The organism is Microbulbifer celer (genome assembly GCF_020991125.1).
Lineage (GTDB): Bacteria > Pseudomonadota > Gammaproteobacteria > Pseudomonadales > Cellvibrionaceae > Microbulbifer > Microbulbifer celer.
Genome location: NZ_CP087715.1, coordinates 2,590,403 through 2,607,351, shown reverse-complemented (window position 1 = coordinate 2,607,351; position 16,949 = coordinate 2,590,403). Strand labels below are relative to the sequence as shown.

The 16,949-nt window shown below is 59.0% G+C and carries 12 protein-coding genes; 4 read left to right on the top strand and 8 right to left on the bottom strand.

What is annotated here, in order from left to right:
- Positions 1–20: 20 nt before the first annotated feature.
- From aceF to LPW13_RS10925, 3 genes are all read left to right on the top strand, one after another.
- Positions 21–1,694, top strand: coding sequence for a dihydrolipoyllysine-residue acetyltransferase (gene aceF / locus LPW13_RS10935; protein ID WP_230435362.1), 1,674 nt, complete (start codon positions 21–23; stop codon positions 1,692–1,694).
- Positions 1,695–2,323: 629 nt separating this feature from the next.
- Positions 2,324–2,584, top strand: a complete 261-nt coding sequence (locus tag LPW13_RS10930; RefSeq protein ID WP_230435360.1) for a hypothetical protein — start codon at positions 2,324–2,326, stop codon at positions 2,582–2,584.
- A 118-nt stretch (positions 2,585–2,702) separates the two neighbouring features.
- Positions 2,703–2,963, top strand: a complete 261-nt coding sequence (locus LPW13_RS10925; protein ID WP_230435359.1) for a hypothetical protein — start codon at positions 2,703–2,705, stop codon at positions 2,961–2,963.
- 85 nt (positions 2,964–3,048) lie between these two features.
- Here LPW13_RS10925 and LPW13_RS10920 read toward each other — a convergent pair whose 3' ends face one another.
- On the bottom strand, positions 3,049–6,267 hold the full coding sequence (locus tag LPW13_RS10920; RefSeq protein WP_230435358.1) for an efflux RND transporter permease subunit: 3,219 nt from the start codon (positions 6,265–6,267) through the stop codon (positions 3,049–3,051).
- Positions 6,268–6,348: 81 nt separating this feature from the next.
- Positions 6,349–7,482, bottom strand: coding sequence for an efflux RND transporter periplasmic adaptor subunit (locus tag LPW13_RS10915; RefSeq protein WP_230435357.1), 1,134 nt, complete (start codon positions 7,480–7,482; stop codon positions 6,349–6,351).
- 346 nt (positions 7,483–7,828) lie between these two features.
- Between LPW13_RS10915 and LPW13_RS10910 the strand changes: the two genes are divergently transcribed.
- Positions 7,829–8,791 (top strand): AraC family transcriptional regulator, encoded by a 963-nt coding sequence (locus LPW13_RS10910; protein WP_230435356.1) that lies wholly within the window; start codon positions 7,829–7,831, stop codon positions 8,789–8,791.
- A 52-nt stretch (positions 8,792–8,843) separates the two neighbouring features.
- On the opposite strand, the gene LPW13_RS10905 is transcribed toward LPW13_RS10910, so the two are convergent.
- From LPW13_RS10905 to LPW13_RS10880, 6 genes are all read right to left on the bottom strand, one after another.
- Entirely contained in the window at positions 8,844–10,169 is a 1,326-nt protein-coding gene (locus LPW13_RS10905; protein ID WP_230435355.1) for a sensor histidine kinase, read from the bottom strand.
- An 18-nt stretch (positions 10,170–10,187) separates the two neighbouring features.
- Positions 10,188–11,534 carry a sigma-54-dependent transcriptional regulator gene (locus LPW13_RS10900; RefSeq protein ID WP_230435354.1) on the bottom strand — a complete coding sequence of 449 codons (1,347 nt, stop codon included), beginning with the start codon at positions 11,532–11,534 and terminating at the stop codon, positions 10,188–10,190.
- Positions 11,535–11,635: 101 nt separating this feature from the next.
- Entirely contained in the window at positions 11,636–12,844 is a 1,209-nt protein-coding gene (locus LPW13_RS10895) for an FtsX-like permease family protein (protein WP_230435353.1), read from the bottom strand.
- A gap of 18 nt (positions 12,845–12,862) precedes the next feature.
- On the bottom strand, positions 12,863–14,185 hold the full coding sequence (locus LPW13_RS10890) for an ABC transporter permease (RefSeq protein WP_230435351.1): 1,323 nt from the start codon (positions 14,183–14,185) through the stop codon (positions 12,863–12,865).
- Between the two features lie 25 nt (positions 14,186–14,210).
- Positions 14,211–14,912, bottom strand: coding sequence for an ABC transporter ATP-binding protein (locus LPW13_RS10885; RefSeq protein ID WP_230435349.1), 702 nt, complete (start codon positions 14,910–14,912; stop codon positions 14,211–14,213).
- Positions 14,913–15,145: 233 nt separating this feature from the next.
- Complete coding sequence (locus tag LPW13_RS10880; RefSeq protein WP_230435348.1) at positions 15,146–16,426, bottom strand: efflux RND transporter periplasmic adaptor subunit; 1,281 nt, start codon at positions 16,424–16,426, stop codon at positions 15,146–15,148.
- Positions 16,427–16,949: the final 523 nt, after the last annotated feature.

The window sequence follows — 16,949 nt, the reverse complement described above, 5'->3', positions numbered from 1 at the left end:
AAGGAATAAGGCAAAGCATTATGGCAAAACAAGTCATTAAAGTGCCTGATCTCGGCGGTGCCGATCAGGTCGATGTCATTGAAATCGCGGTCGCGGCCGGAGACACGGTCGCCGAAGAGGATGCGCTGATTGTAGTGGAGGGCGACAAGGCCTCCATGGACGTTCCCGCACCCGTTGCCGGCAAGATCCTGAGTATTTCCGTCAAGGAAGGTGACAAGGTTTCCGAAGGCGACGTTATTGGCGAAATCGAAGTGGAAGGCGAAGGCCAATCCGACGACGACAGCGCTGAAGAACCCGCGGAAGAAAAATCCGAGGCACCCGAAGAAGCGGCATCCGAGCCGGCCGAGGAGCCCTCCAAAGAGGCATCTTCCGCTGGTGGCGAAGAGAAGGAAGAGGAGCTCAAGGTCCCGGATCTCGGCGGTGCCGATGCCGTCGATGTGATCGAGATTTCCGTTTCCGCCGGTGACGAAGTGGAAGAGGGCGACGCCCTGATCGTTGTTGAAGGCGACAAAGCGTCCATGGACGTACCGTCCTCCGCTTCCGGTACCATCGTTTCCATCTCCGTGAAGGAAGGCGACAAGGTTTCCACCGGTGACGTGATCGGCAAGATCAAGACCCTTTCTGCGGGCGAGAGCGGTGGCGGTGAAGCCGCGCCAGCCAAATCCAAATCTGCAGAATCCAAGCCTGCCGATGCGCCGGCACCTGCGGCCGCGAGCGAAGCGGAAGCTCCGCAGGAAGCGCCCAAGCGCGATCCGCACCTGGAGCGGGACCTCACGGTTTCTGCCGAGGTGTATGCCGGCCCCGCGGTGCGCAAACTGGCGCGCGAGCTGGGTGTGACCCTGAACAAGGTCAAGCCTACCGGCCCGCGCAACCGCGTTACCAAGGACGACCTGCACGCCTACATCAAAGAGCAGGTGAAGAAGGCGGAAAGCGGTTCTGTTGGCGTTGGCGGAGGTATCGGTATTGCGCCAATGCCGGAAATCGACTTCAGCCAGTTCGGCCCGGTGAATGTGGAGCCCATGAGCAAGATCCACAAGCTCACCGCGGCGAATATGTCCCGCAACTGGCTGAACGTGCCTCACGTCACCCAGTTCGACGATGCGGACATTACCGAGCTGGAAGATTTCCGCAAGGCGATGAAAGCCGAAGCAGAGAAGCGCGGTGTGAAACTCACTCCGGTGCCGTTCCTGCTGAAAGCCGCGGCGGCTGCGCTGCGCGAAGTGCCGAGCTTCAACGTATCCCTGCACAACGATGGCGAGCACATCGTCAAGAAGGACTACGTGCACATCGGTATGGCAGTGGATACACCGAAGGGCCTGATGGTTCCGGTAATCCGAGACGTAGACAAGAAAGGCCTGTACGAGCTGGCGGAAGAAGCCACTGCGATGGCGATTGCTGCCCGCGATGGCAAGCTGAAACCCCGCGACATGCAGGGTGCCTGCTTTACCATCTCCAGCCTCGGCGCCATCGGCGGCACCGGCTTTACGCCGATCGTCAACGCGCCTGAAGTGGGTATTCTCGGTGTTTCCAAGCTGGCCATTCGTCCGGAATGGAACGGCAAGGAATTCGAGCCGCGCAAGATGCTGCCCCTGGCACTGTCTTACGACCACCGCGCGGTGAACGGTGGTGACGCGGGTCGCTTCCTGACCTACCTGGCTGGTGTGCTGGCCGACGTGCGTCGACTGCTGCTGTAATACCGGCTGTGGTCATCAGTAAAAAAGCGCCAGGCGGGAAACCGTCTGGCGCTTTTTTTTGCTTATTAAAAAGACGGAACCCTGGTGGCAAAGTGTGCGGTGCCGTTTTGCGTTATCGTCGCCAGAATTTTCTTTTTGACTATTTCTGCGCCGATATTTTTGTTTGTATTTTGATCGGTGGTGGTTTGGTGCGCAAGGCGGCTAAACTGAAAATATCGGATCTATCCGCGTGGACCGCAAGATAGCGGATACCGAAAAAGAAAGTGGTATCGAAAGAAATATGAGGTAGTCGTACCATGAAGCGTACAGGGATGGCCGTTGTAGCACTGGGCGCGGTGTTACAGTTACAAGGTTGTATATTCGCCCCCTATGATGATGAACAGAACACTGACCCGTTCTTCTACTCTCCGGTTGAAAATTACCAGGGGGGAGAGTTTGTGGAAGCGGGAAACTATATGCCCAGTAACTCACTGTCAGCCAGACCAGGTCGCCACTGTGCAATTGAGTCCAGTGATAGTAATGTGGGGTCGCCGTGCTGGTTTTTCCCCGTGATGCGTGTTTACTGATCCGGATCTGCAGCGGCGGCGAGTGAGCTTGGCAAAGTACCAAAGAGCGTGCAGGAGGGCACCATGCGCAAACGAGCGATGATATTTTCCCTGATGGCGGCAGCGTCATTGATGTCGGCCTGTGGTACCAGCAGCGTGCGCGATCAAGTGGTCTACCCTAACAGTGCACCCATCCCCCGTGCACCGGCGCACACCGAGCAGAAAACCAATTACGACGGTTGTCCGGGTGATGCCGAAGAGTTGGCGCCCGGTTCCATTTGCCCGGCTACGGCCCAGTGTTATGAAATCTCCGGTGGGCGCCGCTGTATCGTTTACGAAAAGTAAGCATGGGAAACCCGGAGACTGCCCGCCGCGTTACCGCGGCGAACGGTCTGCGTTGAGCTTCCTGAGTCGGCAATTATCGATTCAGGTTCATATAAAAGGTTCATGGAAGGAACCCCCTATGAAACAGCGCTGGATACTTCCCGCCGCGGTGATACTCGCGGCGGGCTGCAGCAACACCACCAGTATGGATGGATTCTGGTGTGACCTCACCGGCACGCCCACTACCTACGTACAGTCTCCGGTACCCGCCTATCTGGCACCGGCCTATCCCCGCAACTGCTTCGCCGGTGACACGCAGGTGCCCACGGCGCAGTCCTGTCTGATGGACGATGCGGTGTGCTACCAGCTGGATACCGGCGCCTGGTGCACGGCCGGCTGACAGGCCCAATCGCGGCAGCAGGGCGTATCTCAAGGATCGGGATGAGGAGCGCCGCACCTGATGCGCGGGTTGCTGCGCATCATCGTCAGCCGTTGGCTGCCGCTGCGACCTGTTCCTGCTGCGGTACTGGTTCCTGCTTTGGCACTGGTTCCTGCGTTGGCACTGGCGCAAGGTGCGGCTGGTGCCCCGCCAGCTTGCGCAGCGCCACATAGAACACCGGCGTCAGCAGCAGGCCGAAAAGCGTCACGCCGATCATGCCGGTAAACACCGTGATGCCCATGGCGTTGCGCACTTCGGCGCCGGCGCCGCTGGCCATCACCAGCGGCACCACCCCGGCGATAAACGCCACCGAGGTCATGATGATCGGGCGCAGGCGCAGGCGGCAGGCTTCCAGCGCGGCGCGCACCGGGTCCAGGCCTTTTTCCAGTTCCAGTTCGCGGGCGAACTCCACGATCAGGATGGCGTTCTTGCACGCCAGCCCCATCAGTACCACCAGGCCCACCTGCACGAATACATTGTTGTCGCCGTCGGTCAGCCACACGCCGAACAGCGCCGCCAGCAGACACATGGGCACGATCAGGATCACCGCCAGCGGCATCACCCAGCTCTCGTAGAGCGCCGCCAGCACCAGGAACACCAGCAGCAGCGCCAGCGGGAATACCAGCATCGATGCGTTGCTGCGGTTGACCTGCTCGAAGCTGAGATCGGTCCACTCAATGGTCATGCCCGCCGGCAGCGTCTGCGCCGCCACCCGCTCCACGGTTGCCAGCGCCTCGCCGGACGACAGCACCGCCGGGTTGGACTGGCCCAGCAGGTCCGCGGCCGGGTAGCCGTTGTAGCGGATCACCGGGTCGGGGCCGTAGCTCTGCTTCAGCTGCACCATGGTGTTGATCGGCACCATTTCGCCGCGGTTGTTGCGGGTGTAGAGATGGTCGATATCCGTTATCTCGTCGCGAAACGGCGCGTCCGCCTGTGCCATGACCCGGTAGGTGCGCCCGAACTGGTTGAAGTCATTGATATACAGGGAGCCGAAATACAGCTGCAGTGTGCCGAACAGGTCGTCCAGGCGCACGCCCTGGGCCTTGGCCTGCAGCCGGTCCACCTCCGCGTCCAGCTGCGGCACATTGGCCTGGTAGGAACTGAAGGGATAGCTGAGCCCCGGCGTCTGGCTGAGGGCGCCGGCCAGTTCGTTGGTGGCGGTCTGCAGCTCGCCGTAACCGGCGCCGGTGCGGTCCTGGATGTACATCGAGTAGCCGGAACCGGCGCCGAGTCCAAAGATCGGCGGCGGCATAAAGCTGACCGCAAACCCCTCCTTGATACCTGCGAGCTTGGCATTCAGTTCTGCGGCAATTTCCTCGGCACTGCGATCGCGCTCGCTGAAATCGTCGAACAGCACGAACACCGTACCGACGTTCGGCGTGTTGGTGCGCTGCAGTGCATTGAAACCGACAAAGGCGGCGGCGTGGGACACGCCTTCGGTTTCCTGTGCCAGTTCACTGACGCGCCGCGCCACGGCCTCGGTGCGATCCAGCGAGGCGCCCTCCGGCAGCCGGATACTGCCCACCAGGTAGGTTTTGTCCTGAGTCGGGATAAACCCGCCGGGCACCTGATTGAACATGAATACTGTACCCGCCAGTAGCAGCGCGTAGACCGCGAACACCAGGCTGCGCCGGTTCAGGCTGCGGCCTACAAGGTGCTGGTAGCGTTCGGCGTTCTTGTTGAAGAAGCGGTTGAACGGGCGGAATATCCAACCGAACAGACGATCGATCGCGCGCGCGGGCAGGTCCGGTCGGGCGCCGTGGGGCTTCAGCAGCGTCGCCGCCAGTGCCGGTGACAAGGTCAGTGAATTGACCGCGGAGATTACCGTGGCGATGGCAATGGTCATGGCGAACTGGCGGTAGAACTGGCCGGTGATACCGTCCAGGAATGCCATGGGGATAAACACCGCGCACAGCACCAGGCTGATGGCGACAATCGGCCCGCTCACCTCGCGCATGGCCTGGTGGGCGGCGGCCAGCGGTTTCAGTCCCTCCTCGATATTGCGCTCGACGTTCTCCACTACCACGATGGCATCGTCCACCACGATACCGATCGCGAGTACCATGCCGAACAGGGTCAGGGTGTTGATGGAAAAGCCCAGCAGCTGCAGCACCGCGAAGGTGCCGATGATCGACACCGGCACCGCCAACAGCGGAATCAGCGACGCGCGCCAGGTCTGCAGGAACAGGATCACCACCAGTACCACCAGCAGCACTGCCTCCAGCAGGGTTTTGATCACCGCCTTGATCGAGGTGCTGACAAATACCGTCGGGTCGTAGGCGATCTCCCATTCCATCCCCTCCGGGAAGTGATCGTCCAGCTCGGCCATTTTCTCGCGCACCGCCTGTGCGACCTCCAGCGAGTTGGAGCCCGGTGCCTGGAAGATCGGCAGGCCCACAGCCTGGCGACCGTTCAGCAGCGCGCGCAGGGTGTCCTCCGATGCGGCCAGCTCGACACGCGCGACATCCCGCAGGCGCGTGATCTCGCCGTCATTGCCGGTTTTCAGCACCACATCGCCAAATTCCTCGGCACTTGTAAGGCGCCCCTTGGCGTTGATGGAGATCAGAAAGTCGTTTTCCCCCGGCATCGGCTGGGCGCCGATCTGGCCGGCGGAAACCTGTACGTTCTGCTCGCGCACCGCACTGGCAATGTCGGACGCGGTTACCCCAAGGGCCGCGGCTTTCTGCGGGTCCACCCACAGGCGCATGGCGTAGTCGCCGGACCCGAACAGCCCCGCCTGACCGACGCCGGGGATGCGCGCCAGTTCATCGCGAATATGCAGCACCGCGTAGTTGCGGATATAGGTCGCGTCGAAGCGGTCGTCCGGAGAAATCAGGTGTACCGCCATCATCAGGTTGGGGGACTGCTTCTGGGTGGTGACACCCTGGCGGCGTACGTCTTCCGGCAGCCGCGGCAGCGCCTGGGAGACCCGGTTCTGCACCTGCACCTGGGCCTGGTCCGGATCTGTACCCAGCTTGAAGGTCACGGTCAGCGACAATGTGCCGTCACTGCCGGCGACGGATTTCATGTAAATCATGTCCTCCACACCGTTGATGGCTTCCTCCAGCGGTGTGGCGACGGTTTCGGCAATGGTCTTGGGGTTGGCGCCCGGGTAGCGCGCGGTCACCGCGACACTCGGCGGTACCACTTCCGGGTATTCGCTCACCGGCAGCACCGGAATGCTGATCAGACCAACCACGAAGATGATGATCGACAGCACCGAGGCGAAGATCGGCCTGTCGACAAAAAATCGGGAAAAATTCATACAGAGTTACCCCGTGTGCGGTGGCGGAAACCGCACAGAAATTTGAAAATCAGTAATCTTTTTGGCGGGAGGGGAAAACGTTCAGCGCCCGGCAACCTGTTGTGCGGTTTTCGTCCCGCGCATCTGCACCAGTTGCGGCTCAACCGGCATACCCGGGAACAGGATTTTCTGCAGGCCGTTGACCACCACCCGCTCGCCGGGCTGCAGTCCGCTGCGAATGAGCACTCGTTCATCCTGCTCCGGGCCGGTCTGTACCTCGCGGCGCTCGGTGAGGTTCTCCGTATTTACCACATACACGTAGCGCCGGTCCTGATCCGTGAGCACCGCTTTGCGGTTCAGCAGCAGCGCGTCCCCGAGTTGCTCGATCGGCATCTGCACGCGCGCGAACTGCCCGGGCCGGAAGCTGCCCTCGGGGTTGGCCACCAGGGCGCGGAACTGCATGGTGCCGGTGTGGCTGTTCAGGCGGTTGTCGATAAAATCCAGTTCGCCAATATGTGGGAAGCCACTTTCACCCACCAGCCCGATATGCACCTGAGGGCGCTGTTTAAGGGTGAAAAATTCGCGGCTGCCGGCAAAGCTGGTCTGGTCGCTTTCGAAATAAACATACATGGGATCGACGGACACCAGTGTGGTCAACAGTGTCTCGTCGGCACTGGCGAGGTTGCCGCGGGTGATCTGCGCTCGGCCCACACGGCCGCTGATGGGCGCCTTGACCTGAGTGAATTGCAGGTCCAGACGCGCGCTTTCCAGCGCCGCTTCTGCAGCACTGACGGCGGCGCGGTCGGATGCCAGTGCGGCCTGACGCTGGTCGTTTTCCTCGCGGGAAATGGCGCGGCTCGCCAGCAACTGGCTGGCGCGTTGCGCGCGGCTTTGACTCAGGGCCAGTTGGCTGCGGGCGCGGGTCAGCTCCGCCTGCGCGGCGCGCTCGCGCGCACGGTAGGGGCGAGGATCTATCTCAAACAACAGGTCCCCGCGTGTTACCAGTTCGCCCTCGGTAAACGCGACCTTGTCGATATAACCGCTGACCCGTGCGCGCAACTGCACCGTTTCCGGTGCCGCCACTCGTCCGGTAAAGTCGTTCCACAGGGTTGCCGGTTCCGCGCTCACTTCCACCACCTCCACGGGCATGGGCGGCGGCCGCTGCCCTTCCGTATCGTCGGCATTGCATCCTGCCAGTAACAGGGCCGCGAGACCGATCAGGATATGTTTTGGCATTGGGTGCTTACTCCTTTACTTGAGTGGGGAGAACAGCTCCCCACCGGTGGCATACCCTAGCGGTTCAGCGGTATCCGGCGGTATCCGGTTACTACCGGCTGATTGCCTGATTCTGTATTCCTGCCGATGTTGCCGGCCGGTCGGACTCCCGCTCCCGTCACCGGTATTTTCTGCGGTGTAATTTTTTACACTGTTTATGACCGCCCGTGGAGTAGTGCTTTTGTCACATTTCGAGAGCGGCTTGCATATTACTGTCCGGTGCTTGCCCAATTCTGCAAAGTTCTAAGCGGCTTGCCTGAAACTCCGTATACTGGCCAGCGGTCTGAACGGTTATCCGGAGGGGTGTATGGCAGGGGAGCAACGCGGCAACGCTGTGGAGCGGGAACTGGAGATCGCGCGCAAGGGACTGGTGCGCAATATTCTGCGCTGGGTGCCAGAGGTGGGGATGATGAATCCGTCCGTACTTGCGGGTGTCGGCCTGATCCGCTCCGATGAGGCGACTACCAGCTGTATTTCCAGCGTGTACGAGCCCTCCCTCGGTTTCATTGTTCAGGGTGAAAAAAGCTTGCAGCTGGGTGACAAGGAAATCACCTATGGACCGCTGAATTATCTGGCCTCCTCGGTGCACCTGCCGGTATCGGCGAGGGTGGTGAAGGCATTGCCGGAACAGCCGTACCTGGCCGTCAAACTGGTGGTGGAACCCAAGGAAGTGACCGATCTGATTCTGGAGCTGGGAGAGCAGACGCCGGCGTTGGAGGCGGACTTCCACTGCCCGGAAGTGAACTGCGGCCTGTGCATGGCACAGATGGATATCGGCTTGCTGAATGCGGTGATCCGCTTGCTGAATCTGTTGGACAGTCCCACGGATGTGCCGGTACTTGCGCCGCTGGCGCGCAAAGAAATTCTTTACCGTGTGCTGATGGGAGAAATGGGCGCGCGCATTCGCAAATTTGCCGTGGCGGACAGCCAGGCCAACCGGATCTCGCGGGTGATCGCGTTGCTCAAGGACCACTTCGCCGAGCCGCTGCGCATTCGCGAACTGGCGGATCGGGCCAACATGAGTGAGTCGTCCCTGTACCACAGTTTCAAGCAGATCACGCGGATGTCGCCGTTGCAGTTTCAGAAAAAACTGCGTCTCCACGAAGCGCGCCGGTTGATGCTTAGTGAGGGATTGGAAGCGGCCTCTGCCAGCTACCGCGTGGGTTACGAGAGCCCGTCCCACTTCAGCCGCGAGTACAGCCGCATGTTCGGCGCGCCGCCGCGCGCGGATGTGAACAAACTGCGCGGGGAACAACGGGTGCCAGCCTGATTTTTGCCATTAATCCGACGGGGACGGCCTGCTACCGGGAAAAACAGAGCTCTCAGTGCGGCCCGTTTTCCGTTGGCCAGGGCAGCCACAGGCTGACCTGCAATCCGCTACCGCGACGGTTATGAAGTCTGACCTGGCCACCGTGGGCTTCCGCGATTTCACGGCACAGTGCCAGGCCCAGCCCCACGCCCTGGGGCTTGGTAGAGAAGAAGGGCAGCAGCGCCTGCTGTAAGACCTGGTCACTCATCCCGCAACCGCGGTCACTCACACTGATTAACTGACCGTGCACATCGGTCTGAATGCCCAGGGTAATTTTATCTTCTGAACTCCCGGATTCGCTGGCATTTTTGAGCAGGTTCAGCAGCGCCTGTTCAATCTGTGCGGGGTCAAAATAACCGGGGCGTGCGGGCAGATTTCCCGATAGTTCAAACGGCTGCAGCGGCTGCAGACGATTCACCAGCGACTGCCATTGCACGGTTTCGCAGGCCGGTGGTGGGAGTTTGGCGAAGCGCGCATAGCCCTGAGTAAAAGCGGTCAGATGCCGGCAGCGCTCGGCGATCACTTCAAAGACGCCGGCCAGTTGCTCCGAATGGAGTTTTTCTGACAGCAGCTTGCCGCTATGGGCCATGGAGGAAATAGGAGCGAGGGAGTTATTCAGCTCATGGCTGATCAGGCGGATGACCTTCTTCCATACCTGTACTTCTGCCCGCGTCAGCTCCCGCGTCATTTCCCGCAGCAGGATCAGGCGGTGTTTTTGTGAGTTGAGTACAAAGGTGCTATTGCTGATGTGCAGCGTATGCGTGGTTTCGTTGACGAGGTAGCTGGTAAGCCCATCCTGTTGTTGTTCGATGGCCTGTGCCAGTTCTGGCGGGCAGTGCGGCAGGATCTGTTCCAGCAGGTGGCCCTGCAGTGGCTTGCCCGCGTGCAGCAAATGGCGGGCACTGGTGTTGGCATAGATAATGTGTTTGCTTTGGTCTATCAGCAGCAGCGACAGGGGAGAGCTCTGGATGACGGTATCCAGTAACAGCTCCCGCTGGTGAATATGGGCTCTCTCCTGACGCAGGATTTCCCCCACCTCGTTGTACAACGTTGCCAGTTGTCCCAGCTGATCTTTGCGATTCAGGGCAAGTGAAATGGAGAAGTCGCCGTCGCGAAAATTCAGCAGGCCACTTTCAATACTGTCCAGCGCGCGATTTAAATTGCGGGTAACTGGCCGTATCAGTATGAACGCCAGAATGACGGCCAGCAGTAGACCGGCGCTCCAGGCCAGCCGGGAATCGCTACCCAACCATAGGAGGAGCAATGGAGTACCAGTGCCCAGAACGACCGAGCCGAATACCACCGCAAAAATCTTGCCTTCCAGGGAGGGGCGCAACATCAGTAACGACAACCGTAATTAATAGGGAATACCGTATTTATCCAGGCGGCGATACAGCGCCTGGCGGCTGAGACCGAGCTCGCGCGCGGCCTGTGCAATTATGCCGTCACAACTGGCCAGGGTCTGTTCCAGCAGCTCACGGCTGGGCTCAAAGTTGTGCTCGGGCATTTTCTGCCGCTCTTCCTCGGGGAGTGCCAGGGTTTCTTCTTCTACGGTATCGCCCCGAGTGAGTACGGCGGCGCGCTGCATGACGTTCTGGAGTTCGCGCACATTACCGGGCCAGGAATAGCGCGTCAGTTTGTGCTGCGCCGGAGGGCTCAATTGCTTGCCGGTCCCGGCGAGAAATGCGCGGGCCAGAGGCAGGATGTCTTCGGTGCGCTCGTTCAGTGCTGACAGTTTCAGTTCGATCACATTCAGGCGGTAAAACAGATCCTGTCGAAAGCGGCCGTCGGCGATCATCTTCTCAAGATGACTGTTGGTGGCGCTGATCACGCGCACATTGACCTTACGGGTCTGGCTGCTGCCGAGCCGCTGGAATTCCCCTATCTGCAAAACCCGTAACAATTTCACCTGGCCGCTGGCGGAGAGCTCGCCAATTTCGTCGAGAAACAGGGTGCCGCCGTCGGCGGCCTCAAAGCGACCCTCACGGGTTTTGTTGCCGGCGCCGGTATAGGCGCCGGCCTCGGCACCGAACAGCTCTGCCTCCATCAAATCTTCCGGCAGGGCGCCGACGTTGACCTTGATATACGGGCCATCTTTGACACTGGAGTTGGCCTGGACGATATCGGCAATCTTCTCTTTACCTGCTCCGTTGGGGCCGGTAATCAGTACCGGCACATCGGAGTGGGCTACCTGGGTGGCCATTTCCAGCAGTTTCTGTAGCGCGGGGCTGCGGTAGACAATGTCCTGCAGGTCGAACTGTTGCTGCAACTGGTCACGGGCCTGCTGTTCGCGGCTCTGGGTTTGCCGTTGCTGCTGTTGCAGATCGTGGAGTTCCAGCAGGTTCTTGATGGTGGCGATAAGTTTGTTGTCGTCCCAGGGTTTACCCACATAATCGGCGGCGCCGGCCTTGACCAGTTCCACCGCCATTTCCAGCTGGGTCCAGGCGGTAAGCAGGATGACCGGGATATCCGGCTGCAGCTCGCGCAGGGCGAAAAACAGCGCGCGGCCCTCTTCGCCGGAGGTGGTATCGGCGGTGAAGTTCATATCCTGGATGACGAGGCTGATATCGGGATTTTCCCGCAACAACTGCAGGCCCGCCTGGGGCGTGATGGCGCTCAGGGTCTGGATATCGTGCAGGGACAACAACAGGGACAGGGCAGAGATAATGCCGGTGTTGTCGTCGATAATGAGTGCTTTGTCCAACTCGCGCTTCCTGTTGCGGTGGTCACTTAATATTTTCTTAGCGGTCCTGCGCCCGATGGGGTTTTGCGGGCGCAGGATCTTCGCTTTGAACAATCGGCTTCTTAAACGCTTCGAGTCGCCATCGCCGGCGAAATATTTGCCGCGCGCAACGCCGGCACCAACGCGGCCGCCAGACTGACCGCAAGCAATATTACCGCACATACTGCCAGCATCGGCAATGGCATTGCCGGCTGGGAAAACTCGCTGACCATCAACTGGTTGATGATCAGAGCCCCGGCGGTGCCGAGCACCAGACCGGTGGTTGCAATGACCGTATTCTCCACCAGGTAGTAGCGGCTGATATTGGCCCGTGTTGCACCCAGCGCCCGGCGCACACCGATCTGTTTGGCGCGCTGGTTGATCCAGAAAATCGTGAGGCCGACGATGCCCAGGGCCACGATAAAGGTGAGCAGGGTCATTACGGCAGACAGAACCTTGACCATGATGTTGTCCGCAACGTAGGTACTGGCCAGTTTTTCTGTCAGAGTTTCCAGGTGAATAACCCTTTGCGGATCGCGCTCTGAGAGCTTGGTTTCCAGCTGCTTGAAGATGGTATCGCGCTTGCCGGGTTCCGTTCGGACCAGGTAGCGTTTGTGGTTACCTTCAACCAAGAGCGGGTGGAATACCACATTGCCTGCCAGAGACCAGCTGGGCCAGGCGCCCAGGTGGCGTTCGACAATACCAATGATCTCGATCGGCTTGTCGTCGTTGCCGTGATACAGGAATTTGCCCAGCGCACTCTCCTCGGGAAAGGCCTGTTCGGCGAACCGCTGGGTTACAATCGCTACATTTGCACCACCGCTTTCGTTGGAACCTCTCACCCGCATTTCGTCTAGACGGAAGTTGCGACCTTGGATCAGGTTCAGCCCGAGTGTATTGATAAAGTTTGGATCCGTCTGGTAATAATTGGCGGTTACATCACCAAGTTCAGCATTCGGCTCGAGAAAATAACCGCTGGCTGAACCGGAACCGGATACCGGGATCTGGTTAGTGACCGAGGCATCAACCACGCCGGGCATGGATCGCATCATGTCCAGGTCGGCGCGCACCGCGCCGGCCATATCGTAGTTCGTGGGAACGGGCATGAAGGTAATTGCAATAATGTTTTCGATATCCATACCGGTTGGGCGCGCCATACTGGTAAGGCGATCTTTTACGATGACGGTGGCGTTGCTGACGATGGCGAGGGTGAGAGCCAGTTGCAGGGCGATTAGCAGCGCGGCCACTTTGTTGCGCCAGAGGGCGGACAACATGGGTTTCAGTTCAAACATGGTTGATTCCTCTCCAGCTTATTGGGTTTTCAGATAAACAGATGGGTTGGTGCGGCTGATGCGCCAAGCCGGGTACAGGCCTGCGAGCAGGCTGGCGAGAATAGCCAGGCCTACAGCGGCGAACATCATCACCCAGTCCATTGTGGCCACTTTGTCCATCTGGCCCATGGCCAATGTCCGAAGTCCGCTAAGCCCGAGCATTGACAAGCCAATCCCCAATATACCTCCGAGCACTCCGATACAGCCACTTTCTATCAAGTGTTGTGAAAAGATGGCGTTGCGACTGGCACCCAGAGCGCGCCGAACACCAGCTTCCGGCGCTTTGCGCAAAAACTTCGCCAGCATCAGAGCTACGGCATTAACCACGCAAACAAGCAAGAACGCGATAGCGGCCCACCCGAGAACTCGGTTGTCATTATCCAGCACTTCATTCAGGACTAACCACTCGGATGGGGGGGTAAGTACAAAATTTAATGGCCGCTGAAATCGACCTTGTTCCTTCTGTCCCCGGATATAGCCAGTAAGAAACGCTTCATAGTTTTCTTTTTGCTGTTGGTTCTCAAGCTCTACCCAGTATTGGATCCATACGCCTTCCCCCTGTAGAAACCCTTCATATCCGTCTAGGCCGTTGTCGCCTGAATTCCAGCCATTAGTGTTGCCCCAGCTATGAATTTCCAGTTGTCTATGTAAGCCGAAAGGCACAAATAGTTCTTCTGAGTCTGAGAATGGATCATTGTTGAGATCATATACTTTGGGAGAAGGGTTCCATTGATCAATAACGCCGACGACGGTGAATGGCATTCCATTGAGCTCAACGATACTGCCAACACTGTTTTCTCCACCAAACAGTTTTTCATTGGTACGCTTGCTTAAAACAACAGATTTTGTCGGCGAGGTATCTGCCTTATGTTCCCAGGTTCCGCCATAGAGGAATGGCACATCAAATAGCGCGAAAAAGTCTCTTGTCGTGACTCGTGTTTGTGCGGTAAACGGTCGCGCGTCAGTATTTTCCCGGGTTACAGTGAAGCCGAAGCGGTGCATGGCCACCTGACGGGTTGGAATATCAGAGCGCAGTAGTGCGGTGGCGTCCTGATAGGTGAGTTGGTAGGGGATTTCATTATTGCTCCGCGCAAACCCTTCGTTGGGATCCCAACTGTCCAGCTGGACTGCATAAAGTACATCGTTTTTATGGGCGAGCGCATTCTGCGACATCATGTAGTTGAGTGTCAGTACGGTCATGGAGGCTCCCACGCCCACGGCGATGGCGGCGATCATAAGCGCGCTTAATATGGGGGTGCCCCGCAGACTGCGCATGGCGAGGCTGATGTAATAGCCGATCATTTCGCTTTCCTCGTTATTATTTCGCTTATGCGGTGGCAGTTTCTTCAGGGGCGATGCTCTGGCGCAGGTCGGATACCTGGCCGTCGACGATTTGGATATTGCGCTGGGCGCGGCGGGCGAGATCGGGATCGTGGGTGACCATGATGATGGTGGTGCCCCATTCGTTGATGAATTCCAGCAGTTCCATCACCTGCCGCGCCATCAGTGAATCGAGGTTACCGGTGGGTTCGTCCGCGAGCAGGAAGCGGGGTTCGCCGGCGAGGGCGCGGGCGATGGCGACACGCTGTTGTTGTCCGCCGGAGAGCTGTGCGGGCAGGTGTTTGGCGCGGGCCGAGAGGCCGACCTGCTCCAGGGCTCTTTCGATACGGCGGCGGCGTTCTTTGCCGTTGAATCCACGGTAACGCAGGGGGACGTCGATGTTGTCGAACAGGTTGAGGTCGGGGATCAGGTTGAAGCCCTGGAAGATGAAGCCGATTTTTTCGTTGCGCAGGCGGGAGCGGTCGCGGTCCGAGAGGCCGCCGACTTCCTGGCCATCGAGCAGGTATTCTCCGTCGGTGGGCGTTTCCAGCAGGCCGGCGATATTGAGAAAGGTGGTTTTACCGGAGCCACTGGGGCCGGTGACCGAGACAAATTCCCCTTCGTTCACTTCCAGGCTGAAATCCCGTAGTGCATGGGTTTCGATGGTATCGGTACGGTAACTTTTGCGGATATTGTGCATTTTCAGCATGGTGGATTTCCTTGTCTTCGCAGTTTTTGTTTGTGGTTTCTGTAAAGCTTCATGGCGGCGCTGCTACCGATTGTTGTTTGCGAGCCCCGAGCTGGGCGCCCCCCCGTTAACCCATCCATGGGGGCTCTTCCGCGAGGTCCCTCTCGCAGAAGGTCTCGCAAACAACAATCGGCATCAGCGCCTTCGCATCTAAGTTCTGTAGGGTGGATAAGCGAAGCGCATCCACCACCCGGTTAATCTTTCAGCGCAACCAATTGCGCCTTATCCAGTTCGTCCGCGGAGGAGGTGATAATCCGGTCGCCTTCTTGCAGGCCGGAAACAATCTCGACCTGATTCAATCCCAGCGCGCCAATGGTGATCGGTACCTTCACCGCCTGTTGTTGATCGTTCAGCTTCCACGCAAAGCGCCCGCCGGTCTGGTCTAGGAATGCGCCACGTTTCACCAGAATCACGTCGCTGCGGTTTTCCAGCAGGATGCGGGCGGTGAGGCGGAGGTTCTGGCGCAGGTTGGTGGGCTGGCCGTTGGTGAAGCGCACGCGGGCGACGACCTGGTTGTCGATCACTTCCGGGGCGATGGCGGTAATCTCGCCGGGAAGCCGGGTGCCGCCCATATTGATTTCCACTTCCATGGCGAGGCCGAGATCGTCGGCGTAGTTTTCCGGTACCGCGGCTTCCAGTTCGAAACTGGTGAGATCCACAACCGTGAGTAGCGGGATATTGGCGGCAACGGCGGAGCGCTGTGTGGTGGCGAGGCTGCCGATGGTGCCCTTTACGGGAGAGACGATCTGCAATTCGTTGACCTTGCGCTGGAGTTCTTCCATCTGCAGTTTTTGCTGATCGACCTGTAACTGCAGGGTCTGGGTTTCAAAGCTGAGGGCCTCGTTCTCCAGTTGCGAGTTCTGTACTGCCTGCCGGTACTCCAGTTCCGCGCGGGCGAGGTCGTCGCTGGCTTTCTCGAAATCCAGCTGGGAGATGATCTGCTTTTCCATGGAAAGCTCGGCGCGTTTCAGCTCGCGCTGGGCAGCGGTGAGGTTGACCTTGGCGAGGTCGGCTTTCTGGGTATTCTCAAGACGCTGCCGCTTGGCCTGAATCTTCTGCCGCGCCAGTTCCACACTCAGCTTGTTGAATAGCGCACTCTCCTGGGCGAGCTGGTTCTGAAGCTGGGGGCTGTCCACTTCTGCCAGCAACTGCCCCTGACTGACCAGGTCTCCGGCTTTGACCGCAAACTTGACGATCCCCTGTGCCGGACTGAACAGCGTCGGGCTGTTAGCGGCGACCACCTTGCCCTGAACTACCAGGTCCCGCACCAGGTCACCGCGTTCCACGGCGGCGATATTCAGGCGCGACAGCGACAGGCTGGCATCCACCGCATTGCTGCTTTGCCAACTCACTAGCCCCCACACTACAAACGCCACTGCACCGGCGGCAATACCGGCGCGTTTCAGCAGGCGTGGATTCTTCCACGGGCTTTGCGGTTTGAGCTGGATATCCTGCCCGGAGGTATCTCTGATCATTGTTCACCCAAGTTTTTGAAGTCGGTGTTATCTGCTTATGCCACTGTGACGCGGCGCTTTTGGCTGCCGGATGCAAACTGGAATATTTGGTTGCAATAGGCTTATCGCAATCGCCGTGCCAAGCTGGGAGTAATGTTTAAGTCATTGAAGTTAAAAGAAAAAATTCTTTTGTAGTTCGCGGGGCGCGGACGCCGGGTGTCCGCAAAAAGTGTCCGCTGCTCCGGTGTCCGGGGAAACGGACACGGGTAGGGACATGCGTCGGTCTGGAATGGAATGCCGGGATTTGGTGGGCATGGACCGCGAGAGAGAACCTCTTCCCCGTTCTTTCGGCAACGGGCCTGAAGACCTGGAATCCGCGCACAATCTTTTCAGCCTTCTCAAAAGGTTTTTTAGTCGGGTTTCCCTGTCAGGCTCTTCAGGAGATACACTGCACCAACACCTGTTGTCGTCTACCGGAAACGACTAGTGACCGAGGCCCTCCCCGGCGCTTGTGCTTCGCATCTGGTTTCTATACTTCGCAATT